This window comes from Haloferax prahovense (assembly GCF_000723845.1).
Lineage (GTDB): Archaea > Halobacteriota > Halobacteria > Halobacteriales > Haloferacaceae > Haloferax > Haloferax prahovense.
Window position 1 is genome coordinate 2,203,384 of the sequence record NZ_LK053000.1, and the last position, 24,318, is coordinate 2,227,701.

Annotated in this window: 20 protein-coding genes and 1 tRNA gene; 13 read left to right on the forward strand and 8 right to left on the reverse strand. The window is 61.7% G+C overall.

The features are described 5' to 3' along the window. The first annotated feature begins 33 nt into the window (after positions 1 to 33). Genes BN984_RS11050 through BN984_RS11060 form a run of 3 tightly spaced genes read left to right on the forward strand, consistent with a single transcriptional unit; the run spans position 34 to position 4,900 of the window. Complete coding sequence (locus BN984_RS11050) at positions 34 to 2,676, forward strand: hypothetical protein (protein WP_244877465.1); 2,643 nt, start codon at positions 34 to 36, stop codon at positions 2,674 to 2,676. Then, positions 2,673 to 2,987, forward strand: a complete 315-nt coding sequence (locus tag BN984_RS11055; RefSeq protein WP_004972425.1) for a hypothetical protein — start codon at positions 2,673 to 2,675, stop codon at positions 2,985 to 2,987. Before BN984_RS11050 ends, BN984_RS11055 begins: the two co-directional genes overlap by 4 nt. Further along, entirely contained in the window at positions 2,984 to 4,900 is a 1,917-nt protein-coding gene (locus tag BN984_RS11060; protein WP_049968242.1) for an ATP-binding protein, read from the forward strand. The genes BN984_RS11055 and BN984_RS11060 overlap by 4 nt, the downstream gene beginning before the upstream one ends. Before the next feature lie 239 nt (positions 4,901 to 5,139). Here BN984_RS11060 and BN984_RS19455 read toward each other — a convergent pair whose 3' ends face one another. Continuing rightward, positions 5,140 to 5,928, reverse strand: a complete 789-nt coding sequence (locus BN984_RS19455; protein ID WP_156037892.1) for a hypothetical protein — start codon at positions 5,926 to 5,928, stop codon at positions 5,140 to 5,142. Between the two features lie 94 nt (positions 5,929 to 6,022). Between BN984_RS19455 and BN984_RS11070 the strand changes: the two genes are divergently transcribed. Together BN984_RS11070 and BN984_RS11075 are read left to right on the forward strand one after the other, a co-directional pair. Then, positions 6,023 to 6,328, forward strand: coding sequence for a toxin-antitoxin system TumE family protein (locus BN984_RS11070; RefSeq protein WP_049968245.1), 306 nt, complete (start codon positions 6,023 to 6,025; stop codon positions 6,326 to 6,328). Between the two features lie 24 nt (positions 6,329 to 6,352). Continuing rightward, positions 6,353 to 6,757 (forward strand): HVO_A0114 family putative DNA-binding protein, encoded by a 405-nt coding sequence (locus tag BN984_RS11075; protein ID WP_049968246.1) that lies wholly within the window; start codon positions 6,353 to 6,355, stop codon positions 6,755 to 6,757. Positions 6,758 to 6,798: 41 nt separating this feature from the next. On the opposite strand, the gene BN984_RS11080 is transcribed toward BN984_RS11075, so the two are convergent. After that, positions 6,799 to 7,317, reverse strand: a complete 519-nt coding sequence (locus tag BN984_RS11080; RefSeq protein WP_049968247.1) for a DUF7342 family protein — start codon at positions 7,315 to 7,317, stop codon at positions 6,799 to 6,801. A 756-nt stretch (positions 7,318 to 8,073) separates the two neighbouring features. Between BN984_RS11080 and BN984_RS11090 the strand changes: the two genes are divergently transcribed. The 4 genes from BN984_RS11090 (at position 8,074) to BN984_RS19465 (ending at position 11,755) form a co-directional block, all read left to right on the forward strand. Further along, positions 8,074 to 8,337, forward strand: coding sequence for a type II toxin-antitoxin system HicB family antitoxin (locus BN984_RS11090; RefSeq protein ID WP_049968248.1), 264 nt, complete (start codon positions 8,074 to 8,076; stop codon positions 8,335 to 8,337). A 179-nt stretch (positions 8,338 to 8,516) separates the two neighbouring features. Then, positions 8,517 to 9,626, forward strand: coding sequence for a hypothetical protein (locus BN984_RS11095; RefSeq protein WP_049968249.1), 1,110 nt, complete (start codon positions 8,517 to 8,519; stop codon positions 9,624 to 9,626). An 808-nt stretch (positions 9,627 to 10,434) separates the two neighbouring features. Then, positions 10,435 to 11,130 carry a hypothetical protein gene (locus BN984_RS19460; protein WP_156037893.1) on the forward strand — a complete coding sequence of 232 codons (696 nt, stop codon included), beginning with the start codon at positions 10,435 to 10,437 and terminating at the stop codon, positions 11,128 to 11,130. Further along, the gene (locus tag BN984_RS19465; protein ID WP_156037894.1) at positions 11,123 to 11,755 is read left to right on the forward strand and encodes a hypothetical protein; all 633 of its coding nucleotides are present in this window, start codon (positions 11,123 to 11,125) and stop codon (positions 11,753 to 11,755) included. Before BN984_RS19460 ends, BN984_RS19465 begins: the two co-directional genes overlap by 8 nt. Before the next feature lie 649 nt (positions 11,756 to 12,404). On the opposite strand, the gene BN984_RS11100 is transcribed toward BN984_RS19465, so the two are convergent. The 4 genes from BN984_RS11100 to BN984_RS11115 all read right to left on the reverse strand — a co-directional run bounded on the left by BN984_RS11100 (position 12,405) and on the right by BN984_RS11115 (position 16,636). Beyond that, positions 12,405 to 14,510, reverse strand: a complete 2,106-nt coding sequence (locus BN984_RS11100; protein ID WP_049968250.1) for a DUF7845 domain-containing protein — start codon at positions 14,508 to 14,510, stop codon at positions 12,405 to 12,407. A gap of 163 nt (positions 14,511 to 14,673) precedes the next feature. Continuing rightward, positions 14,674 to 14,746, reverse strand: a tRNA-Thr gene (locus BN984_RS11105). Between the two features lie 92 nt (positions 14,747 to 14,838). Continuing rightward, positions 14,839 to 15,825, reverse strand: a complete 987-nt coding sequence (locus tag BN984_RS11110; protein ID WP_049968251.1) for a class I SAM-dependent methyltransferase — start codon at positions 15,823 to 15,825, stop codon at positions 14,839 to 14,841. A 340-nt stretch (positions 15,826 to 16,165) separates the two neighbouring features. Continuing rightward, positions 16,166 to 16,636, reverse strand: a complete 471-nt coding sequence (locus BN984_RS11115) for an HTH domain-containing protein (RefSeq protein WP_004044015.1) — start codon at positions 16,634 to 16,636, stop codon at positions 16,166 to 16,168. A gap of 177 nt (positions 16,637 to 16,813) precedes the next feature. On the opposite strand from BN984_RS11115, the gene BN984_RS11120 reads away from it, so the two are divergent. Continuing rightward, positions 16,814 to 17,242: a universal stress protein gene (locus BN984_RS11120; RefSeq protein WP_049968252.1), complete on the forward strand. Its 429-nt coding sequence runs from the start codon at positions 16,814 to 16,816 to the stop codon at positions 17,240 to 17,242. A 51-nt stretch (positions 17,243 to 17,293) separates the two neighbouring features. On the opposite strand, the gene BN984_RS11125 is transcribed toward BN984_RS11120, so the two are convergent. Next, complete coding sequence (locus tag BN984_RS11125; protein WP_049968254.1) at positions 17,294 to 17,734, reverse strand: universal stress protein; 441 nt, start codon at positions 17,732 to 17,734, stop codon at positions 17,294 to 17,296. A gap of 78 nt (positions 17,735 to 17,812) precedes the next feature. Between BN984_RS11125 and BN984_RS11130 the strand changes: the two genes are divergently transcribed. After that, the gene (locus tag BN984_RS11130; RefSeq protein WP_049968256.1) at positions 17,813 to 18,529 is read left to right on the forward strand and encodes a TVP38/TMEM64 family protein; all 717 of its coding nucleotides are present in this window, start codon (positions 17,813 to 17,815) and stop codon (positions 18,527 to 18,529) included. On the opposite strand, the gene BN984_RS11135 is transcribed toward BN984_RS11130, so the two are convergent. Beyond that, positions 18,504 to 21,359, reverse strand: a complete 2,856-nt coding sequence (locus BN984_RS11135) for a cation-translocating P-type ATPase (protein ID WP_049968257.1) — start codon at positions 21,357 to 21,359, stop codon at positions 18,504 to 18,506. The two genes, BN984_RS11130 and BN984_RS11135, sit on opposite strands and share 26 nt — an antisense overlap. A gap of 83 nt (positions 21,360 to 21,442) precedes the next feature. On the opposite strand from BN984_RS11135, the gene fdhF reads away from it, so the two are divergent. Then, positions 21,443 to 23,497: a formate dehydrogenase subunit alpha gene (fdhF, locus tag BN984_RS11140; protein ID WP_049968258.1), complete on the forward strand. Its 2,055-nt coding sequence runs from the start codon at positions 21,443 to 21,445 to the stop codon at positions 23,495 to 23,497. After that, complete coding sequence (gene yqeC / locus BN984_RS11145; RefSeq protein ID WP_008092436.1) at positions 23,490 to 24,248, forward strand: selenium cofactor biosynthesis protein YqeC; 759 nt, start codon at positions 23,490 to 23,492, stop codon at positions 24,246 to 24,248. Before fdhF ends, yqeC begins: the two co-directional genes overlap by 8 nt. The last annotated feature ends 70 nt before the right edge of the window (positions 24,249 to 24,318 follow it).

Below are 24,318 nucleotides of genomic sequence, written 5' to 3' on the forward strand. Positions count from 1 at the left end.
GGCATTTTGGGGGCCCCCCAGCGGGTGCTGAGCATGCTGCTGGTCGCGATGATTCTGGTGTCGACGCTGGCACCGTTCGTCGGAGTCGCGACGGCCACCCCGAGTGGTCTCGTCGGTGTTCCTGACGCGAACGTTTCAGAGGATTTTCCAGTCGGTACGAATCCACCACTCCGAGCTGCAGACTTGGAAGGGTCGGTGATGGCGTCCGACCATGCCGAGTCGCTCGAAGTCATCGCGACGACGCCCGACCGCGCGTCCGAGTACGTCAACGGTACAACTGTCGGTGGTGGCGAGGTCGTGCTGGTGCTGCGCGACGACGTGCACTCGACTGGACGGACGGTCGCGATAGACGCCGGTGCGGTTCGTGACGCACTCGGATACACTCCCGAGCGAATCTATGGGACGCACGACGACGGTGCTGAATGGTCGTCGCCAGTTCGGTACGACGCCGGCCTGTTGTTGTTCGACGTTGCGCACTTCTCGTCGAACGTGGTGACGTTCTCGGGAGATATCAGCGTCAACGCGTTTGGCGCAACGAACGGGACCACAATTTCCTACTCGGTTAACTCGGTCGATGCGGTCAGCAATTTCACCGCACTGGTCGAGGGAAGTCGGTCGACTGAGACAGAGTCGGAAACATTCTCGGTCGAAGGTGGTTCGTCAGCGGCAATCTCCTTCGCGTCTGATCTCGCTGATTCGGCATCGATAACCGCGACTCCTGTTGCAAGAGTGTTCAACAAAGGCGGTTACCACCTCTCGGGAGGCGAGACGGCCACTAAAACGCTTGACGTGTCTGATGTGTCGTACCTCGAAAAAGTGAGGGTTGACGTTCAGGACACGGGTTCAGATATCGGTTCCAGTGTTGAGGTTCGCTTAGAGAAAGCTGACGGAACGGTCATTACAACAACTGGCACGACACTTAGCGCAGGATATTCTGGCTCTACACAGACCCGATATTTCGACACGGATGTGTCGGCGTATGACTCTGTGAACATCGTTTTCGACTTCAACGACTACCAAAGCGGTGAAACCGCAGACGGCGACAATATTAGAGTCGATACCGGAACGTCTACTGACGCCATGACTATCACCGCTGACGGTGATGGTGGTTCGTTCTCGGTCGGGTCAACGACAACTCAACAGAGTGGTTCGATAGAGCTCTCTCCGTCGACTTCGACGATTTCGGCGTCAGGATCCGGGAAGCTCGACGTGACAATCAACTATACGGAGGTGTCCTTGACGAGGAACCCGACGATTATCATCAACAACCATTCGACTGGATTCACCGGGACGCTGTCTGAAGGTCAGACTGCAAACCTGTTGGTAAACGAATCGTGGGTCCAGTCGGGAGAGAACAATATTGGCTTCAGAGTTGGTAACGGTTCCGTATCAGATGACGCTCCGACTCCGAGCGTGAATCTCTCACTCTCTCATACAGCACACGATCAGCAATCGGTTAGTTACGAGTCCTCGAAATGGCGAGAGTCGTACAACGTCAGCAAGACGTTCACCGGTGACCAAACCGGTGTGACCCTCTCGATTCCGTTTGCCGGAAACGTCGCGCAAATCAGGTCCATCGAGAAGCGGTACAACGGCGGAAGTTGGTCCACCGTGGCACCGGCGGATTACGACTTCGACGGAACAGCACTGGTCGTTGATATGGGCTCGGTTTCTGGTGGTGATTCAGTCTCGCTCCGTGCCAGGGGACAGAGGTTGGTGGTCTCGAACGGCTCTCTCACGGTGACAGACCCGACGCCGCTCGGTGAGCGCCTCGATTCCGAGGTCAGACTCGACTCGTGGGCAAACGACTCGTATCTCTCGTTGGGCGGGTCTCCAGACGAAACTCGACTCCACTACACGTACAACGAGTCGTTCGGCGATTCTGAATACGACGAGGTGACGGCAACTGGATATCACCGCCTTCACTTGCCGGAGGCGTCTGCGTCCTCGACGTTCCGCGTTTCGACGGTTCCGGTTCGTGTCGACGTCGCGACCGGAGAGGCTCGGTTCCGAGTCACCGAACCGTCGACGACCGAACCGAAGATTTCGGTGATGCCCGGTGAACACTTCGGCGACGGCGTTTCTTTCGAGTTCTTGGCACCGTCTGCTGGTGACACCTACCTCCTCTACTCGACGACGAAGGGGACGCAACGTGATTCGGTACTCGCTGGAGAGACCGTGTCGCTGGCGGACGACGACTCCAAAGAGATTCTCCACATCCGGAAGTCGGCGTCGACCGAGTCGGAATCCAGTGGTTCCGGATTCTTTGGGTCTGGCGGTGGTTCCGTCACGGACGTCGCGAACGACTACGTCCCCGCAATGCCGGTTCTGAACCCCGGTCTCGTCGCCGCTCTCGTCTTGGTCATCGTCGCAGGCGCAGTCGCGTACACCGAACGGCGCACATCCTCGACGCGCTCGAAGCCGGTGTACGAACGGCCACTCGTCCTGTTGGCGCTCGTCGTTGCTGGCTTCATCGGCATCTTGCTCATCTCGCCGGAGTCCATCACAGGGCCGGTGAAGTCGGCGCTCGACACCGCGCTCCCACTGGCGTCGGTGCTCGGTGTGATGCTCGCTGTGGGTGGCCTCGGCTACTGGTGGTACACGCGGCGGCAGACGAGGATTGCTGAGGCGAAAGCACCAGAGAACGTCTTCCGAATCGGCGGTGACGACAAGTGATCGACCCTATCCGAGCGACGCTGGAAACGGCGTTCGCCGCCTTCGGTATCGAGGGCGTCTCGGTGATGGGGCTGCTCGCCCTGCTGGTCGCTGTGAGCTACGTCCACAAGGCCTCGAAAGCGGGGTCGCTCGTCGCCGGCGTCGCGTCGACGGCCGCACACGACGCGAAAGTGGTCGCCCTCACGCTCGCCGGCCTGCTGGTCGTCGGCGTCGTCTCGCTCAACGTCGGCCGCGGCCGGGAGCTCGTCTCGATGGTATTCGAGCGGGCGCTATCGTTCGACTGGACATCGCTCCTCGGGGTGGTCGGATGAACTACGAAGCGCGACTCGAGGAGGTCCTCAACGCAGTCGCGATCGACGACATCTACGAGTTGGCCAATGACTATCCGGAGGAAACGCGCCTCGAACTCGATTGGCAAGCTATCGCGCGGTACGAGGCCGAACACGACGATTCGGAGCTCTCGCTGTCGGCCGTGTCGGGCATCGCGAGCGATGTCGTCGCCCGTCCGGAGACGACGCTGGAACGACTCGAAGACGTCGTCAGAGAGTTCGACGTTCCCGGGCGTGAGAAACCGATGGCGCGAGCGTCGGTCTCGGTCGTGAACCTTCCGGACGACGCGACGTTCGATGTCGGGGGCTTCTCACCAGAAGACTGGATCGGGCGACTGCTGGCGCTCGAGGGGCAGATCACGAAGCGAACCGCGGTCAATCCGATGGTCGAGGAGGCGGCGTTCGAGTGCCTCCGGTGCGGGACGATGACCTATATTCCGCAACACGGCTTCGGGTCGCTTCAAGAACCGCACCGCTGTCAGGGGTGTGAACTGCAGGGGCCGTTCCGACTGAACGAGACGCAGTCGGAGTGGACGAACTACCAGAAGATTCGCCTGCAGGAGCCGCCCGAAAACGCCCGTGGTGAGACCGAACACATCGACATCCATCTCACCGGTGGCTTGGCGGGAGACCCGCGAGTCGAAGGCGGGACGCGGACGACGTTCTTCGGCCGCTTGAACCCGGTGTACACCGGTGACGTGGTGTTCGAGAAGGACCTCGTCGGGACGGGCTACACGGTCGAACAGGGTGGCTTCGAGGACGCCGACCTCTCCGAGTACGAAGCGATAATCGACGAGGTTGCAGCAGCGCCGAACACGTTCGAACTCCTCGTCGATTCGTTCGCGCCGTCACACCAGGGCCACCGACACGTCAAGGAGGCGTTGGTGCTCCAGCAGTTCGGTGGCTGGGCGCGAACGGGGCGGGACGGCACCCACCACCGCGGCGACTCGCACATGTTCCTCCTCGGCGACCCGGGGACCGGGAAGACGTTGCTCCTCGAGGCGGCCTACGAGGTCGCACCGCGCGGCGCGCTCACCGACGGGACCGGTTCGTCGAGCGCCGGCCTCACGGCCTCGATCGTGAAAGACTCGTTCTCGTCCGAACAGTTCAGCATCGAAGCGGGGACGCTGGTTCGAGCGAACAAGGGCATCGCCGTCGTCGACGAGCTCGACAAGGGCGAGACGAGCGACCTCGACGCGCTTCACACCGCGCTCGAATCCCAGCAGGTGCACGTCTCGAAGGCGGGGAAGAACGCGATGCTCCCGGCCGAAACGTCGCTCCTCGCGGCGGGGAACCCGATGGGTGGACATTTCGACCCGTCGAAGGATATCGCCAACCAGGTCGAACTGAAGTCGCCGCTCCTCTCTCGGTTCGACCTCATCTTCACGATTCGCTCGGAGGAAGACGAAGCGAAGATTCGGGACATCTCCGAAAAGATGGTGAGCTCTCGGAATCGTGCTGGCCGGCGTGCACTTGGGGAAGACATCGACGAAGATGAGTCGGAGCCATCGGTCCGACTCGACCGCGACGAGTTCACCGCCTACGTCACCGCCGCGAAGCAGGTCCAGCCAGTCGTTCGTGACCCGGCAGTCGCCCGGGAGATGCGTGAGTGGTTCGTCGAGACGAAGACGTCGCTGCCGGAACGCTACGCGACTGCGATGGGCGAACAGGAGTACGACGGGCCACCGTTGCCGATTACGGCGCGGAAGCTCGACGCGCTGCAGCGGCTTTCGGAGGCGTCGGCTCGGATGCGACTGTCCGAGACGGTTGAAATGGTCGACATCGAGCGCGCGAAGCCGCTCATCGAACGGTCGTTAGCCGATATCGGGATTGCGCCGGCGGATAATTCGTCGTTTGAGACGGCAACGACTGACGCTGCAGAAGTTGGGATCTGAGAGTCTCTTTGGGTGGTGAGACTCTGTTGAAATCAGCAGCGACTGCTTGTTTGTCGAAGCCGTGCTGAGTAGAGGACTGTATTCAGTACGACATCACTCTTTGTTTCACACTATGAGAGTTGGACAGACCGATAGGAAAAGCTTTTCAACCTTGAATACCCCCGATTTGGGGTTCTCTTCTACAGGGAGTCATAGATGGCACTCACATCAGGGCAGGATTTACTTAAGACAGCGATCACCTAGCAATTTGCGAAGCTCGACAACACTCGTAACAGGTTATAGTGGAAATAAACTAACCACAACCAAGCAAGGAAGAAAATTGCCCAGAAAAACGGAGAGACATTGGTGCTCTTCAGAAGAAGCCAGCCGGATTCATCGCCCCACTTGGAAAATACCTTTTTCCCCCAATGAATCACTAGAATTCCCCCGAAAATCATCATTAAGACGTTCAACAGCAGGATGGTTAGTGCCCTGTTCTGGAATACCCCGATAAAGATTATTCCTGAAAGAACAGTAAACACAGCAGCATACTGTAACCTCCGGACTACTGCATTCGACAAAACTCGGGCCCGATCAATCTTCTGGTTATTTACTTCGATCCAGTCCTTCGTTTTATTTTCAAGTTCTGATCGGGTTCGAGGTCCCAGGGAAGACATACGTTGAAGCTTCCAATTAGAGTACCACATCTCTAAGACAACCACTAGCGTTAAGATCAGGAAATTGGCTGCTATCGAAAAATACGCCCCATCAAAGTTTATTACGACACCAGAATGGGTTAATGCTCTTGGGGAGCAAAAGTTCGCTATCTCGTCCGGTATTCCGATGGTAGTTGGTCTGAACCCTCCGGAAAATACGTAGCGTATAGCACCAAATGAAGCTACTAAAGAGACGATGGAGAGGACGAAGTCCAGGATTCTGTTGGAACGCTCGCGGATTTTCTCGTACTCTGCCTCCTGCTTCAGTAGTAGAAAGTGGCGATTATCGTCATTTGCATCTTTATTGATTGGGAAATCAGACCATTCTGCCATTCATTACACATTTATGTGCCTTGATTAATCAATCTGGGGTATGTATTTAGTCCCATATGATTATCCCTATGGAGGTAATAACATAGGGTAACGGATGGCGTCCTACATCACGATTGCAGATTGGAAGGCTGTCAAAGACGAGTACGTCGTCAATGTAACCATCCGCCAAACGGAGGATAACAAGTATCCTAGTGGGTGGGACTACAGTCTCCATCTCGGCAACCTCGGTGGAGACACCATCCTCCGGTACGACAACGCCCACGAACGGACGAAGGGTCATGAGCGACATACCGGGTCTGAAGTCGAGACAATTGACTTCCCCGGGATGCTGATGCTCTACGACCGATTCAAAGAAGAGGCCGAGGAGATGTCATCCGTCTCCTGGGACTGGGAAACGTGAGAAATCGCGACAGGTGACCACGACATGACGAAGCTCAAAGTGACGGTTGGTGAGGGGAACGACCTCGACGAACGCACGAGACAGCGGCTCAAGGCGGCACAGGCAGGCGAGGAACTCGAAGACGCTCAGCCGGTGCTGGACTTCGACTCGTTCGCCGAACTCAGTCGGCTGCTCAGCCCGAAGAACCTCGAACTGTTAGAGGCAATCTCTGAGGCTGAACCGGACAGCATCCGCGAAGCCGCAGAGTTGGTTGACCGTGATTACAAGCAGGTTCACCGGAACCTGACTGAACTGGCTGATATCGGCGTCATCGACTTCGAAGGCGGTGGCCCCGGACTCCCGAAGAAACCCGTGCTAGTCTACGACGGTCTCGAAATCGACCTTCCGTTCAACAACTCGAACAACAACGTCGGTGCCGCTGCGCCGTAGCCTGTGAGAATCATGGCTCGACGAGCCGATACCGGGCCCTCTCATGCCGAGGCGGAACGTCCCTGTCCCGGGAATCGATCATAGAGACGAAGTGCGTCCTCGACGAGTCGACGCCGCGTCTCGAGGTGCTCCCACTCGCGAGCGGCTTGGCGGCGTTCGTGCTGGTCTTTTTCGTCTGCTGCCTGACGTAGGCTCGCTCGCAATTCGTTGGGTGTCTCAACGTCGTACTCTGTCTTCCACGAACGAATTTGGTCGTTCATCTCTTCGAGGCTCGCGGCGAGTTGGTCGGGCGAGTGCGCCTCGTAGAGTTCGCGCATCTCGCTGAGGTACTGGCTGATCGGGTCGGGCTCGTAGGTGGTCTGTTGGCCGCGTGTATCAGCGATTAGCTTGCCATCGTCTGCGAGCCGCGAGAGATACTTACTCGCCGTTTCGTGGGCAACCTCGGCCTCAGACGCGATCCAGTTCGCAGTCTGCGGCTCACTCACGGTGAGTGCGACCGCTTCAACGCGCTCGGCCGCCGACAGGCCGTCTGTCCATCGTCGGTTCGACTCGTCGCTCATAGCCGAAACTACAGCCCCGAGTGTAGAAATATATTGAGTCGGTTCAGATTATTCTAATGCGGGCGCGTTAGTCGCTATACGTATTCCAACCGGGTCAGGAGATCAGTCGTTTAGATTAGTGCCTAAGGATCTGTTGAAATCTCCAGGGCCTGACAGATGTCGCGTGCTGAATATAGTAAAAACACGAATCTCCGATGAGTATACGTTTTGTCCGAGAAACTAGTCGGTATGGAGCGAAACAGGGCGCTTACGGTTTATCTCATTGTTCCGTGTCTTCTCTATGGTTCCGCGTTCGTCATCGTGTTAACTCAGTTTTCGGACGTAGTTGATACTAACACTCTGAGGATGTCACACACGACATTTGCAGCGGTTATAGCGATAGTTCTCCTCGTGAAAAGGGACGAACTGTCTGCCGATAACTAAGCGCGCTCTATTCAGCACGGCCTTGACAAGCTAGCAGCGACTGAGGGTTTCAGAGCCGAATCACCGCGTGCACTGGGGGATGATTTACGTGAGTCTCGAGTGAACGAGCCTCAAGTCTTCTTATACTCCTTGTGACTCATGACCGCAACCGTGTCGGGTACTGGCCGAATCGACCCGAAGCTATGCCACGGTACTCACCGTTGACGGGTGTGAAGGTGCATACATTGAGGATGCGGTATACATTCATACCTGACCCGTGGAAATTGAAAAAGGGCCTAAACGGGATTCCTCGCCGTCCGAACGCTTATCCTCTGAGACCGATTCGAGTTTAGTATGGCAAGTGCGACTCGCAACGGTGACGACGACTTTGAGGGGGTCGGGTTCATCCGCGAAGACGACGGGAGCATCACCGCCTGCGATACCGAGACCGGTCTCGCACGTGGTGGCGACACCCGAGCAGAAGCACTTTCGCAGCTTGCGGAGGTTCTCGTTCTCCACGAGGGTGGTGGTGAGCCCATCACCGACGATGACCTCGAAGAACTCGGCCTCGACCCCGACGAGTTCGAGAACCGCGAACTGCCCGACTTTATGCAGTAGATGGTACGGAGGACGTTCTCTGGCCGCGAGGTCACCAAAGCACTCAGCACGGCCTAAGTAAACTATCAGCGGCTGAGGATTTCAACAGAGCCGTGCCTAAAGAACTCGTTTAGTTCACCCTGTCACGTCCGGCGATTGTGTGCAACACTTATAGTTGCCTGACAGCTATTCTCGATTCCATGGAGGAGGACTTTTTCACAGATGGCTTTCGGAAACTCACGGGCCCGATCGAACACTGGTTGACGACATATCATACTGGTTACTGGGGTTTCAGGCCGGACAAGGAAGATGCATGGGAAGCAATCGAAGAGGGAGAGATATTCCTGTTCCATGCGTCAGCATCCAAGTTTCTCGATGTCCCCAGAAGGGAGGTGAAGGATGCTGGAAAAGCCGTAATTGGGCTCGGTCGGGTCGGCGCGAAAAGTACGAAAAGTGAGCCAGCATGGTGGGAGGAAGTCCATCAAGATGGGAACTACCCGTTCCTCATTCACTTCTCCGAGATTCACTGGTTCGGTGACACCGACTCGATCCGAGATGTCCCCGTCGCAGACAAATCGACTGACGAGATGGTGGCCGATGTACACCGCCTCGACGAGAACAAGATTACGTTCGCAGAGATGGACGAACGAGCGGGGTATCGAATCCCCGCACAGGGTTCACCAGGGAACATCAAGTATCCAGAAAAGCTGTTTCCGCTACTCGTTGAGCGACTCCGGGGTGACAGTCCAAATGCTCTGGTGAGCCCTACGTCTCAAGACGCAACTGGTGATGCATCGACGAGAGGGTCGTCATCGATCCGAAAACGCTCCCGTGACAGAAACCTCGACCCAGAGCAGTCGACACCAGAGACGGTGAGCTATTCCTCGTCGGTCGACCAAACGATGAGTGGCTGGATAGAACACGAGCACGCACTCGACGTCTTCGAGGACCATCTGCTGAATGCTGGGTTCGACTCGGGAGAGACGAAACACAGCGACATCCTCGCGAGTCGAGACGGGTACCTCGTACTCGCCGAAGCGAAGTTCATCCACGACGAAAACGAGCGAAGTCAGATTCGGACCGCTATCGGACAGCTCCACGAATACGGGTACTTCGATGTCCAAAACGACCCAGAGCGGCGTGGAATGGAGCTGATCAAGTGTCTGGTATTCACCAAACGGCCCTCTGAATCCTATCTTCCCTTCCTCAAATCGCTCTCAGAGGATGGAATTCACACGTTCTGGATTGACGAGTACGAGGTCCTTGGTCTACAGAACTCGTTGGAAAAGCTCTCACAGATCACGAGCTAACGTGACTGCCATCTTCGCGTAAATCGCACGTTGAGCGTTCCAAGATATCGAAGACGTGGGCTGTCGGTGGATCATATTCCAACCTCGTTCACGGTGAGAAACAGTTGGATCGAACAGACGCCGAACGAGTTCTTGACTTGCTTTTGTGTGGGCTCGGAAGGACTGAGAATAGTGTATCTGCCTCTCCAGAGACTAATGCCGAGTTCTCATTTTGAATACGATGCAGTCTGTGGCGAGTTAACCAAATCATACTTAATCTGATTTGGATAGTGAACGCAGATACTGTCTAAGAGGCCATTCGCCGGAAATCATAACACAGCGATAACCATTAGATACTGTGTGAGCGTCAACTGGGAAGCAGAAAAACAGATGGCTCAAGATGTGGCGGAGAATCATGAGCTGTATGCTGCCCTCGCGGACGAGCCGGAAGACGAAGAAGAGTAGATCAACTCCGAGTTCGATTTGCCGAGGAAATCGCTGAGCAAGCGGGAGTTTCTGAACTGACCGACCGGGAAAGATTCTCACAGACAAGCTTCGCGTCGTTACTTGCTGGACACAAACCGTAGCTGTTGATGTAATGCTGGCGCTGAAAATAGACGGTAAATCAGTCCTGAAGGTGAGCGTTCGACCGACCAACCGCTCGGCAGTAGTTACCGTTCGATCTTCGACTAGTTCCGAGAATAGCCTACACCTGTGCGTGCATGCGACGGTTTACGTTCAGAAGTATTCAGAAAAGAGAACTATCTGGAAGGTATATCATGGGTAACTATTTCTAATTAGCCCAAACAACATTCTCGACACGAGAGTGATGAGTGTGCCTGAGTTTGAATCTGGAAGCCTGGCGATTGGATTGATCTTTCCGTACAACAACCCGGTGTCATCAGATCGGTTGGAGCGTTGGTTAAAAGAAAGCGGCTATAATATGATCGAACCAGAAGCACAGCAAGCCCTCAATATTGGTCCCGAAGGAATGAGTATAGAAGGTGAAGAGGGGATTGCACAAAAACAGGGACATAACATTTTGTTCCAACCAAGCGCTAACCTAAACGGGTTTTCAAACTCTTCGTTCATAACGGTAAAGAACCCGAACAACGTTGACTTCGAGTCCGTCCTCAGCGGGTTTGAGGACTTATATTCGTGGATCGAAGACGAGGTTAATATCGCTGAAGATGTTGCAACGATAGAACTAACTATCCAAGGGCTTGTTCGGACGGGCAAAAACTATGACCTGTCCAAATATTTCTCAACTGAGACACTTGATCTGCTAGAAGAGGTAGGTGGCAGCAAGGCAAAAGGGCTAAGCACCAAATTTGAGTCAAAGGCAAATCCAAGTTCATCAGATTGGTATCAAATTGTGATTGATACCTCCGCTGTTGGTAACCCAAACCTCTGGGGACTTCAGCATGTACTACGGTATGACAGTACCAACCAAATTGATTCAGAGTCAATATTAAGTAATATTGATGAGTTTGTGAAACACGCACAGGATACTAGCAATGAGTGATTCCGATACAACCGACCCATCAAGGGGAATCCAAACAAAAGGGACGCCAGGAACAGCATCTCTCCGAACGACAGGTGCGAATAGAATGACTACATCGGGGTCGTCTATAGATAGGAGTTCGTGGGCGACCCAGAATTTCGCATCAAGTTCTACGTCTGAGTTGACAGGGACCTCAGGAAGCATTAATAAGAAAATAACTGATCTTGAAGGTGAAATAGCCCAATTAAATCAGTTACTGATGGAAATTCGGAATGCTCAAGCTAAATTAGGCTACACAAATGCCTCAGATCTCCTCGTCCAGATAGATTCTTTATCAACTGAAGTTGACTCAATAAATAACGAGTTAGACGAAATTACTGGGGACAAATCCAACGTTGCTGGAAGTGAAGCAACTAAGACACCCCAACATCAAAAAGAGGCTAGCGCCGGCACTACTATGGAAGACACATATATAAAGATCTCACAGGTTGTCTTTCTACTGTTAGCCGTCGTTGCAACCGCAGTATCAATTTGGTTAGCGAGTTCTACAGTTGGGCTCGTAGCGACGTTCACAGTCCCAATCTTACTGCTGTTGTCGTTTGGCGGTGTGATGGTTGAACGCACAATGATTCAGAGTAGCGTTTAGATGCCTGTTTCAGTTCTCCGCCCTGGTGAGCTTGTAGAAGTAATCTCGTATGATGTATTCATCACAGGGATCGGCCTTAGCATCACCGCTGGCATCACTCGGTTGACCTCTACGTCATCGGACATCTGGGTCGCGCTACTGGTTGCGTCTACTATACTTGGAGGAGGTTCCCTGTTTTTATGGAGACTTAGTTCAAGTATCGAAAAGCGAGTCTCCCATCTTCTTGATGAGCAACCAGAGTGAGAATCACCCTCTCCTAATTTCTATTAAGTAGCTCACGATGACTTGAGCCACCCAACGACGTGGCTTCGACCATATAGATGACCACAATAACGACTCCCGCGTTGACCACCGTCGCACAAAACTTTGTCGTGTGGATAAGCCGCGCCGAGTAGGCGCGGCGACCCTCATTGCAAGTGTTTCATCTGAAGCCACCGAAGGTGGCTGAAGTAATCTTGGTGTGTGGCTCTTTAGCCACACAGCTAACGCAGAATCAGGGGGGACCCCCCTGATTCGAAGTGTCTGCGGTCGCGGTCGCTGCGGGCTCGAGACAGCACCAGAATTTTTCGAACAACAACCTCCTGAAAATACTGCAAAATACTCCGCATTCTCACCGGAAAAACAGCGTCGCCACTCGGAAGACGGCGCGTCAGCCGACGAGCTGACGCAACTTACCCAGACTGTAGGTGACTCTTCCGGTGGAATCGTACGCGTCGGCGACGACCGCGAAGCGACCAGAGAACTGCTTCATCTCGTTGCCCGTGACCTCTGCCCACTTCGCAGCGCCGGTTCGGAGAATACGCTTGACCTCCCTACGCGTCGCCTGCGGTGCAAGCTCGAGCAGTTCACGACCATCCTCACGGCCGTCCTGCCGGTCGCGGACGTAGTTACGAAGCCAGCGCTCCCACGGACCGTTCCCATCGCCGTACGTATCGGCGCGGATGATGTCGTCCGTCGCCTCTTCGAGGGTTGCCGAGACCGAGCGCCGAGCAGACTCGATGTGTTCGACGATTCCCTCGGCGATGTGCTTCGAGGCGAGTTCGACGTGACCGTACTCGTGGATGACCAGATCACCGAGGCGCTTCAGCGCGCGATACACCGTATCGATGTGGACGCCAATTCGCTCGGCGAGGTCGGCCGGTGAAATCTGGCCACCGTCGGTCACCAACTCGTCGGCAATCGACACGTCAGTCTCGTAGAGGTTGTTCGCGGCGGCGAACAGCCGGACTTCGTCGTCCTGCTGTTGAGCGATACGCGGCAGCGGGTTGTCGATGACCTTGACCATGCGCGCCTCGCCGTCGACGCTGAAGTAGTCGTCCGCGACGTACTGCTGGTGGTCCGGCGTCACCGGCAAGTCCGACCAGTTCAGGACGTTCAGCAGCCCCTCTTCGAGTTCCTTGTGAAGCTGGTCAACATCAGAGAACCGGAGGGTGTCGTCGTACAGCGAGTTCTGGTAGGAGACACCGATCTTCGGGTTCTCGAGTTCGGTCCCAGCGACTGCCTCGGGGTTCCGCATGTGGTAGTGTTTGAATTCCTTCGGAAGTCGGTGACCACCGACGACCTCGGACGCACGCATCGCGCAGATCGTCGCCGTGTGGTAGTAGCCGGCGCATTCGCGGTCGTCGCGAACGCTCTTCGAGTAGCCGCGTCGCTCGCGACCCAGAATCATCGAAATCCGGTGAAGCGTCCCGTCGAGCGCGAACACCTTGCCGGTCTCACCCTTCTTACCGCGCACGTACAGCTCGGCGTCGGTGATGTTCGACGATTGGTGTACTTCGTCGGGGTCGAGCGCCCGGTAATCGATACCCGTGAACGAGTTCCAGCCGAACTCATCTTGGCGCTCGCGAAGCTTGCGGAGCGCCTCGAACAGGACAGTCGGGTACTGGTCGAACTCGAAGTAGCTCCCGCGCGTCTCGACGTCGACGCCGAGGATGTTGTACGGGTTCGGGATGTTCGTCCCGCTCTTCGAGGTGATGCCGGGCCAGCGCGGTCGGACGCGGAAGTACGCGCGCTTCCGGTTCTCGTCTTTCGCGTCGTTGAACGACTGGTAGGCCGCGGGATAGACCCGGATGAGGAACTCGGGGACATCCTCCAGTCGCCAGTCCCATCGACCGAGGTCGGTTCCCTCGTCGGGCGTCGCGAGGCCGGGGTTGTCGGCGTAGCCGAACTCGACGTTCCACTCCTCGCCACCGAACTCGATTCCGGCGCGGAGGTTCCCGTACTCCTCGAAGTCGTGCATCTTGTACAGCGAGACGAGTCCGAAGTAGGTCGACAGCGCGTCGTCCCACTTCAGGTACGCCGAGAACTCGTGGGGCTGCGGGAGGAGGTACTTCCGGAGGCCAGAGACAGCGGTCTTCGAGTCCTGTCCGCGCATCGTCCGCGCCCGGACGCCGCGCTTCTGTCGGCGCTCGTGCGCCTCCGCTTCCGAGCAGGCGTAGAAATGGTCCTCGCGAACGTCCTTCCGGATGTGGGTGCCGCCACAGAAGCGACACTCGCCGGTCGGCTCCAAGTCGCAGTTCCATTCGTGTTCGAGCGCGGCCTCTTCGGTCTCGAAGCTCGTCTGGCAGTACCGACAGACGGCGACGAACTCCGGCATCTCGAACTCGACGTCGACCGGCTCGTCATCGACGGTCGAACCGGGCTCGTAGCCGTTGTCAACAGCGGACTCGACGGTGTCCTCGTCGTTCGACGTGACGAGGTCTGCATCGTCGAGGACGGAGAACTCCGCGATGACCTCGCCGCCGTCCTCGGTCATCAGCGGTCCACCTCGACGAGGTCGTATCCACAGCGCTCACAGCGAAATCGAACCTTACTCTCGTGACCGCACGCGGGACAGTCGACGGTCACGCGAGACCACCCCCGAACCGGAGACCTTCGTCTCCGGGGTTGAGTTGTGGGATGGTGAAGGAATCAGTAGAAGCCGGTGGAGGGATTTGAACCCTCGGCCTATTCCTTACGAAGGAATCGCTCTGCCAGCTGAGCTACACCGGCGCGGTGGGCTTTCGAACGCATTCTTCCGTACCCCGGTTACGTAATTAAGACTTGCGAATCAACCCGGTGTCTGCCGTTCGGCACCAGCCCGCTCACGTCCGCTTCGTCAGGCGAACGTCGAGACAGACGTTGTACTCGTGGGGGGCGTACGACCGGACGACGTGCTCGTTTACGACCTCGACCTCGTACGTCGACTCGGCGGCGGCGCGGACGGCGGCCAGTCCCGGTCCGAACGGGTCGTCCTCGTGTTGGATGTCGTAGAGGTGAATCACGCACTCGTCGCTCGCGAGGCGGACCGCCGTGTCGAGGAAGTCGCTGGCGCTGTGCGGGAGGTTCATGATGAGTCGGTCGGCCCAGCCCTCGTAGTCGGCGGCGACCTCGCGCACGTCGCCGTGAATCGCGGTGAGTCGGTCGACCACGTCGTTTCGCTCGGCGTTCTCGCGGAGGTATTCGACAGCCGCCTCGTTGAGGTCGCAGGCGACGACTTCCGCACCCGCGGCGGCGGCGGGGACCGCGAAGGGGCCGACGCCGGCGAACATGTCGAACACGTGCTCGCCCTCGCGGATCGCCTCGACGACCCGGTGGCGCTCGGTCGCCAGTCGAGGCGAGAAGTAGACGGTGTCGATGTCGAGCCGGAACTCGTGGCCGTACTCGCGGTGGACCGTCTCGGTCGAGTCGCCGACGAGCACGTCCCAGTCGCGGACGCGGAGCTCGCCTTTGACCTTCGAGGCGCGGTTGACGACGGTCTCGGCCTTGAGGTCCGAGGCGACGATGGCGTCGGCGATGTCGCGGGCGCGGTCGGGGTCGTCCTCGTCGAGGATGACGATGTCGCCGAGTCGCTCGTACGAGGGTTCGAAGCCGAGCAGGTCGGCGGGCGTGGTCTGCGTCTCGCGGGCGGGTGGCTCGTAGTCGACGACCGTCAGGTCGTCGGGAACGGCGTCGGCGTCGACGACGGGAATGTAGAGGGTCCCCTCGGCGACGGTAATCTCGTGGTCGTGGTCGAGCAGGCCGGCGTCGGCGAGGCGCCGGCGCGCCGCCTCGCCGGACTCGCGGGGCACGCGGACGCAGGGGACGTTCATACCCCCACCACTACACGGCTCCGAGTAAGGGTGACGCTTCGCCGCGGACGTATATACGACCCTGATGTATCAGGGACCAAGTATAGATGACTGGCGAGGAAACGATGATTCGCCCACACTCTCGACGACAGTCGTCGTTCGAGTGGGGTGCCTCTGACACAGTTGGGCCTTGCCCGGGCCCACTTTCGGTACCAAGTCCCGGGGCGAGTGATTCGGGTGTACGCCGCCGGAATCGCGTCCGTCGATGGCGACGTTTCTCGCGGAACGCATCGTTCGAAAATTGACCGTCTCGACCGGGTGGCGTTGTTTTCGTAGCCACGAGTCGGCGACTCGTCCCCGTTTACACCTCGACGTGCTCGCGATCGATACCGAGGAACGACTCGGCGGTCTCGACCCAGTCGGCGAGCGTTCGAGTCCCATCGTCTCGCTCGTGCGGATAGACGGCCTCGATTTCGTCGTCGCGGAAGACGATGCCCAGCGTCGGCGGAAGGACGACCGCGTCGTGTTCGGGACCCATCCGGCCCGACCCGACCGTCGCCCGCTCGTCGAGCGTCGGGAGCGCGACCCCTTCCGTTCGCGCCCACAACCGACACTCGGCGAGTCGCTCGCGGACGACCGCGTCTCGTTTCGTCGGCGCGGTATCGGACTCGACATCCACCTCGCGGCCCCACGTCCGGACGCACACGTCGTCGACGAGCCCCTCGTCCGCGAGCCGTTCGAGTCGGACCACCAGCGTCTGGTGTTCCTCGCCGAGGCCGTCCCGAATCGGACGAATCCACAGTTCTACCCTCCGTTGTTGGTCGGTCTGCATGCTCCTCACCACCCAGATTACGGTACGCTCGCTCCGGACATAAGGCGGGCTCTTCCTTCCCGGTGGCCGGGAATCGAGACGGTGGTGGCGGGGCTGCGGTCGGCTGTGAGGTGACCGGAGGCCGAACCCCGGGCGACCGGGTTCGGGTTTATTCGCTCGGCGCGCGTCTGTGACGACATGTTCGACCACATCCTCGTCCCCACCGACGGCAGCGACCACGCGGTCCGCGCCGCCGACTACGCGGTCGACCTCGCGGCGACCTACGGGGCCGCGCTCCACGTCCTCTACGTCGTCGACGTTCGGACCGGCCACGCGGACGCGCCCGTCGACGACGGCGATTCCCGGACGCGCGGGGAGGCGGCCGTCGGCGTCGTCGCCGACTTGGCGGCCGACCGCGACGTGCCCGTCGAGACGGAGATTCGGGTCGGCCTGCCGCACGAGACAATCGTCGACTACGGTGAGGAACGCGGCATCGACCTCGTGGTGATGGGCACCCACGGGACGAGCGGGCTGGAGCGATACCTGCTCGGAAGCGTCGCGGAGCGGGTCGTCAGGCTCTCGGACGTCCCGGTGCTGTGCGTGCCGCCGGCTGACGACGACGAGTGAGGTGCGTCGCTCGGGACTGGCAGACGAGCCGTGAGGCATGAGTGGCGACCCTCAGCGGACGACCATCACGCTCATCGGCGCACGGCCGGAGACCAACTCGGCGACGCTGCCGAACAGCAGGTCCGTCTCGCCGGCGCGGCCGTGGCCGCCGAGGTAGACGGCGTCGACGCCCTCCCGGCGCGCGAAGTCGACGATAGTCCGCGCGGGGTCGCCGCGGAGGGTCTCGGTCCGGAGTTCCACGCCGCTCCCGTCGGCCAGCGCCGCGAGTTCGTCGAAGATGTCGGCCGCGAGTTCGTCGGCGCGTTCGTACCACTCCTCGGAGCCGTGGAGCGGTTCCGTGCTGATATCCACGTCGAGCGGCGCGCTGTAGCCGGGGTCCGACGGGTCGATGACGTGCAGGGCGACGACCGTCGAATCGGCGTGCGCGAGGGCCTGTTCGAACGCTCGCTTCGACAGCGGCGAGCCGTCGACGGCGACGAGAATCGTATTCATCACGATTATTCCTACGTCACCTCGACACAAAAACGCTCCCGCGCCGGGTTTTTCTCCGCGGCGTGCGAGGTGCAACCCGTGCTATCCGTCCCCGAACTGTTCGAGTCGCCGCGCGACCGGTGGCGGACGCTCGCGCTCGCCGCCGTCGTCGTCGCCGTCGTCGCGTTCGCCGGCACGACGCTCGTCGGCCGCTTTCCGTTTCTCGCCAACCCGACCGCGCTGCGGACGTGGCTCCTCGGGTTCGGCGCGCTCGCCCCCCTCGCGTTCGTCGGCGTGCAGATCGCGCAGGTCCTCGTGGCGCCCATTCCCGGACAGGCACTCGGGTTCGCCAGCGGCTACCTGTTCGGGGCGCTCTGGGGGACGGTCTACAGCATGGTCGGCATCGTCCTCGGCACGGCGCTCGCCGTCGGAATCGCGCGGTCTCTCGGTCGCCCGTACGTCGAACGCGTCGTCACCGCCGACGCGCTCTCGGTGTTCGACGACGCGATGGAGACCCACGGGCTGGCCGTCCTCTTTCTCGTCTTCCTCGTTCCCGGCCTCCCCGACGACGCCATCTGCTTCGCCGCCGGCCTCACCGACATCCCGGTCCGCAGGGTCGTCCTCGTCGCGGCGGTGGGTCGGCTCCCCGGCTTCCTGCTCGTGAACCTCGCTGGCGCGGCCGCCGCCGACGGCAACGCCGAACTCACCGCGGTCTTCGTCGGCGCGCTGCTCGGTGCATCGGTTCTCGGCTACCTCTACCGCGACCGGCTCATGGGCGCGCTCGGGTCGCTCACGGGGCAAACAGCCGGTCGTTGAGCCACACCAGCCACAGGTTCGCGGCGAGGAACGGAACGAACGCCCCCGCGACCCAGCCCCACTCGGTGAGCCCGAGCGGGACGACGCCGAAGAGGTCCGCGACCGGCGTGTAGAGCAACACGAGGTGGAGCGCGAGCGACAGCCCGACCGCGCCGAGGAGCCACGGGTTCGAGAGCGGCGACAGCCGGTAGCGGAGCCGCACCGACTGCGTGCGGACCAACTCGGCGGTGACGAGGAACGTAAACAGCACCGTCTGGGCGACGACGAGGTCGTCGGACCGAGAGAGCGCGTAGAAGAACACGCCCAGTCCGGCCGCGGTGAGCGCGACGCCGATGCCGAGAATCGAAGCGACGGTCCGGCGGTCGAGGACGCCCTCGTCGCGTGGGCGCGGCGGCCTGCGCATCACGTCGTCCGACTTGGGGTCCGCGCCGAGCGCGAGCGCGGGGAAGCCGTCGGTGACGAGGTTGAGCCACAGGAGCGCGACGGGCGTGATGACGAGCGCCGACTCGGCCGCGAACACCTCGGGGAACAGCGCCGCTCCGAGGAGCGTCCCGAGGAAGACGACGAACACCTCGCCGGCGTTCGCCGACAGCAGGTAGTTGACGAACTTGCGGATGTTGTCGAAGATGCCGCGGCCCTCCGCGATGGCGTCGCGGATAGTGACGAAGTTGTCGTCGCGGAGCACCACGTCCGACGCGCCCTGTGCGACCTGCGTCCCGCGGTCGCCCATGGCGATACCCACGTCGGCGTTGCCGAGCGCCGGCGCGTCGTTGACGCCGTCACCGGTCATCGCGACCGTGTAGCCCGCGTCCTGGAGCGCCCGGAGGATGCGGACCTTGTGCTCGGGGGAGACGCGGGCGAACACGTTCGTCTCCTCGACGACCCGACCGAGTTCCGCGTCGTCCATGGCGGCCACCTCGGTTCCGGTGACGACCGAGTCGGCGTCGATGCCGACCTCGCGGGCAATGGCGCGGGCCGTCCGCGGGGTGTCGCCGGTCGCCATCGTCACCCGAACCCCGGCGTCGAGGCAGTCGGCGACCGCCTCGGCGACGCCCGCTCGCGCCGGGTCGGTCATGCCCTGCAACCCGAGGAAGACGAGCCCCGATTCGAGCGTCTCGTCGTCGGCGTCGAGGTCTGCCGCGGGCGCGTAGGCGAACCCGAGCACGCGGAGGGCGTCGTCGGCGAAGGCGGCCACGGTCGCGTCGACGCGCTCGCGGCGCTCGTCGTCGAACGACTCGAGTTCCCCGTCGACGAGGACGCGGTCGCACCGCGCGACGATTTCCTCGGGCGCGCCCTTCACGAGCGCGACGGGGCCGTCGCCGGGCGCGTCGAACGCGTCGACGACGACCGACATGCGCTTTCGCTCGGAAGTGAAGGGAACTTCGCGAAGTCGGTCGTCGGGGTCGCGCGAACCGTCGAGGCCCGCGTCGGCGGCGGCGTTCACGAGCGCGACCTCGGTGGGGTCGCCCCGGTGGGCTCCGTCGTCGAGTTCCTTGGTGTCGTTACAGCGAGCACCGCAGGACAGGAGTGCCGCGAGCGCAGGGTCCGGACCGGGGTTCGGACCCGTGGCAGTCGCGGATGCTGAGTCGGCCGCAGCCGCCGCGTCGGTCGCGGTCGGCGCGCCGCCGTCTCCGGAGGCCGTCCCGGCCGACTCCGAATCGCCGCCTAGTTCGACCGTCCGGTCGCCGGGAAGCCACGCGCGGGTGACGGTCATGCGGTTTTCGGTCAGCGTGCCGGTCTTGTCGGTGACGATGTAGTCGACCGCGCCGAGGCTCTCGACGACCGCGAGGTTGCGGACGAGCGCGTTGCGCTCCATGAGCGTCCGCGACCCGAGCGCGAGGGTGAGCGTGACGACCGCCGGCAGCCCCTCGGGGACGGCCGCGACGGCGAGCGTGACGGCGACGAGGAGGACGACCACCGGGTCGGTCGCGGTGAGGAACAACTGGACCGCCGCGATGAGCAGGATGAGCGCGACGATGCCGACGCCGATGCGGCGGCCGAGGCGGTCGACCTCGATTTCGAACGGTGTCTCCCGCTGGCGGGCCTGCCCCAGTTGGTCGGCGATGGCGCCCAGTTCGGTGTCCATCGCGGTGGCGACGACGACGGCCTCGGCGCGGCCTCTGACCACGGTGGTCCCGGCGTGGAGGACGCTCCCCCGGTCGGCAAGCGCCGTGTCGGCCGACACCGGTTCGGCCGCCTTGTCAACTGGGACGCTCTCGCCGGTCAGCGTCGATTCGTCGGCCCGGCAGTCGGCCGCCGTGAGAATACGGGCGTCTGCGGGGACGGCGTCGCCCGCTTCGAGGACGACCACGTCGCCCGGGACGACCTCGGTCGAGGGGACCGCTCGAATCGAGCCGTTGCGTCGGACCGTCGCGTCCGGCGTCGCCATCTCCCGGAGCGCCGCGAGCGCCTGCTCGGCCCGATAGTCCTGCACGAAGCCGAACAGCCCGTTTCCGAGCAGGATGAGCAGGATGAGCGCGGCGTCGGTGTAGCCCGGGTCGCGGCCGGGCAGGAGGCCGACGGCGAGCGAAAGCCCGGCCGCGACGAAAAGCAGGAGGATGAGCGGCCCGGTGAACTGCGAGACGAGGAGCGAAAGCGGCGAGACGCCCTCCTCGTCGGCGAGTTCGTTCGGCCCCTCCTCGGTGAGTCGGCGGGCCGCGTCGTCGGCATCGAGACCCTCGCGGCTCGACCCGAGTCGCTCCAGCGCCGCCTCGCGTTCGAGCGCGTGCCACGGGACGTCCTCGCGTCCGCTCGCGTCCTCTGACTCCCGATGCGCGGTTGCCTGCTCGTGCACGCTTCGACCGAACGACACGAGCGGACGTATGTCCACCGGCGATTTTCACGCCGCCGCAGTCGGCGGTACGATGAATATCGTCCGGGTCACACGTTCGACTATGTGTGTGGTGTGTCAGCGTGTCTAATCGGGCGGCGGAACCGAACGAGAGCGTCTGTCCGTACTGCGGCGTCGGCTGCGGCATCCGCTACGACGCCGACCGCGAGAGCGCCGTCGGGTGGAATGGGCCGGTCAACACGCGGGGCGAACTCTGTCCCAAAGGGGCCGCGGCGTGGGACGTGGTCGAACACGACGAGCGCCTGACTACCCCGCTGGTGCGAGTGAACGGCCGGCTCGTCGAGGCGACGTGGGACGAGGCGTTCGACCGCATCGAACGCGAGTTCTCCCGGGTCGTCGCCGACCACGGCCCCGACTCGGTGTTCTTCTTCTCGTCGTCGAACTGCACGAACGAGGAGAACTACCTGCTCCAGAAGACGGCGCGGGCGCTCGGGACGAACAACGTCGACAACTGCGCGCGGCTCTGTCACGCCTCGACGGTGGCGGCGATGGGCGACCGCTTCGGCGCGGGGGCGATGACCAACTCGCTTTCGGACCTCGGGGAGGCCGACGTGTTCCTCGTGACCGGCGCGAACCCCGCCGAACAGCATCCGGTCATCTTCCGGTCGTATCTGCTCCCGGCGCTCAAGTCGGGGACGACGATGATTCACGTCGACCCCCGCGAGAACCAGACGACGAAGGCGGCGGACATCCACCTCCCGGTGAAGCCGGGATTCGATATCCCGCTTCTCAACGCGATGGCCGCTGTCGTCGTCGAGCAGAGGTTAGTCGACGAGGCGTTCGTCGCCGAGCGGACCACGGGGTTCGAGGCGCTCCGCGAGCACCTCTCGGGGCTCGATATCGACGCGGAAGCCGAGCGCGCCGGCGTCGACCCCGCCGACCTCAGAGCCGCCGCAAGAGCCTACGGCGAGGCCGGCCGCGCGGCCATCTTCACCGGGATGGGGATGAGCCAACACCACTACGGCACCGACAACGTGCAGGCGCTCATCAACCTCCCGCTCCTGACCGGCAACATCGGGAAGGCGGGCACCGGCGTCAACCCGCTCCGCGGGCAGAACAACGTGCAGGGCGCGGGCGACGTAGGCGCGCTTCCGAACGTCCTGCCGGGGTATCGACCCGTCGCCGACGACGACGCCCGCGCCGCCGTCGCCGACGTGTGGGGGTTCGAACCGCCCGCCCTGCCGGGACTCACGGAGGTCGAAGCGACCCACCGCTTCGGCGACGAGGTGCGAGCGGCCTACGTCTTCGGCGAGAACCCCGCCGTGACCGAGCCGAACGCGAACCGCGTCCGCGAGGCGTTCGAGGCGCTCGACTTCTGCGTCGTCCACGACGTGTTCCCGACCGAGACGGCCGAGTTCGCCGACGTGGTGCTTCCCGGGAGCGTCTGGGCCGAGAAGTCGGGGACGGTGACGAACACCGACCGACAGGTCATCCGGATGAACCGAAATGTCGCGCCGCCGGGAGACGCCCGCGCCGACCTCGATATCCTCCGGGAGTTCGCCGCTCGCGTGGCCGGCCTCGACGCGCCCGCGACCCCCGAGGGCGTCTTCGACGAACTCCGGCTGGTGACGCCCATCTACGCCGGCATGTCGTACGAGGGCATCGGCACGGGAAGCCAGCGCTGGCCGTTCCCGGTTGGCGCGACCGAGGGGACGGCGATTCTCCACGCCGACGCGTTCGAATCCGGGTCGAAGACCGCCCCGTTCCGGGTGGTCGAACACGTCGACCCGGCGGACCCCGTCGCCGACGGCGAACTCGCACTCATCACGGGGCGGGTCCTCCAGCACTTCAACAGCGGCGCGCTCACCCGGCGGTCGGGCGTGCTGATGCGGATGCGCGGCGAGGACTCCCTGCAGATTCACCCCGACGACGCCGCCGCCCGCGGCATCGAAGACGGCGCGGCCGTCCGCGTGGAAAACGACCGCGGCGGCGTCACGGTCGCGGCCGAGGTGACGCCCGCGGTCCGCCGCGGGACCGTCTTCGCCACGTTCCACTACGCCGACCCGTTGGTGAACCGGTTGACTGGAGACGCGCTCGACCCGGTGGCGAAGATTCCCGAGTACAAACACAGCGCCGTCCGCGTGACGGTCGAACCGGAGGTGGCGGCCGGTGACTGACGAGCCGTTCGCGTCGCCTACATCGCCCCCGACGCTCGCCGACGCCCTCGGCATCGGCCCCGACGACCTCGTCTGCGCCGTCGGCGCGGGTGGCAAGAAGTCGCTTCTCTACCGGCTCGCCCGCGACCTCGACGGCGTGGTCACGAGCACCGTCCGCATCCCAATCTTCGACGACGAGGTCGGCGAGGTCATCGTCACGGACGACCCCGAGACCGCCATCGCGGAGACGCCGACCCGCCCGCTCGGCGTCGTCGCGGAGCGCGAGCGCTCCGACCGCTACCGCGGCTACGACCCGGCGACGGTCGACCGAGTCGCGCGCGCCACCGACGACGTGGTGCTCGTCAAGGCCGACGGGGCGCGGGCGCGCTGGCTGAAAGCGCCCGGCGAGGACGAACCGCAACTCCCCGACACGGCGGACCTCGTCTGCCCGGTCGCCAGCGTCCGGGTCGTCGGCGAGCCGCTTTCCGACGAACGCGTCCACCGGCCGGAACTCGTCTCGGACGTGTCGGGCACGGCCGTCGGCGACCCGATATCCGAGTGGGACGTGGCCGCCGTGCTGTCGAACGACGCCGGCGGGATGAAGGACGTGCCCGAGACGGCTCGGGTCGTCCCGGTGCTCAACATGGTCGACGACGAGCGACTGGCAGAGACGGCCGAAGCAATCGCCAGATGGCTCTGTGAACACCCGCGCGTCGACCGAGTGGTGGCGACGTCGCTCGCCGCCGACGAGTCGGTCGTCGGATTCTACTGACCCGGCTCCCGGTCGCAGAGGGGTCGTTCTGCCTCCACGGTGGCGACCGATACAAGCGGTCCCTCGGCGG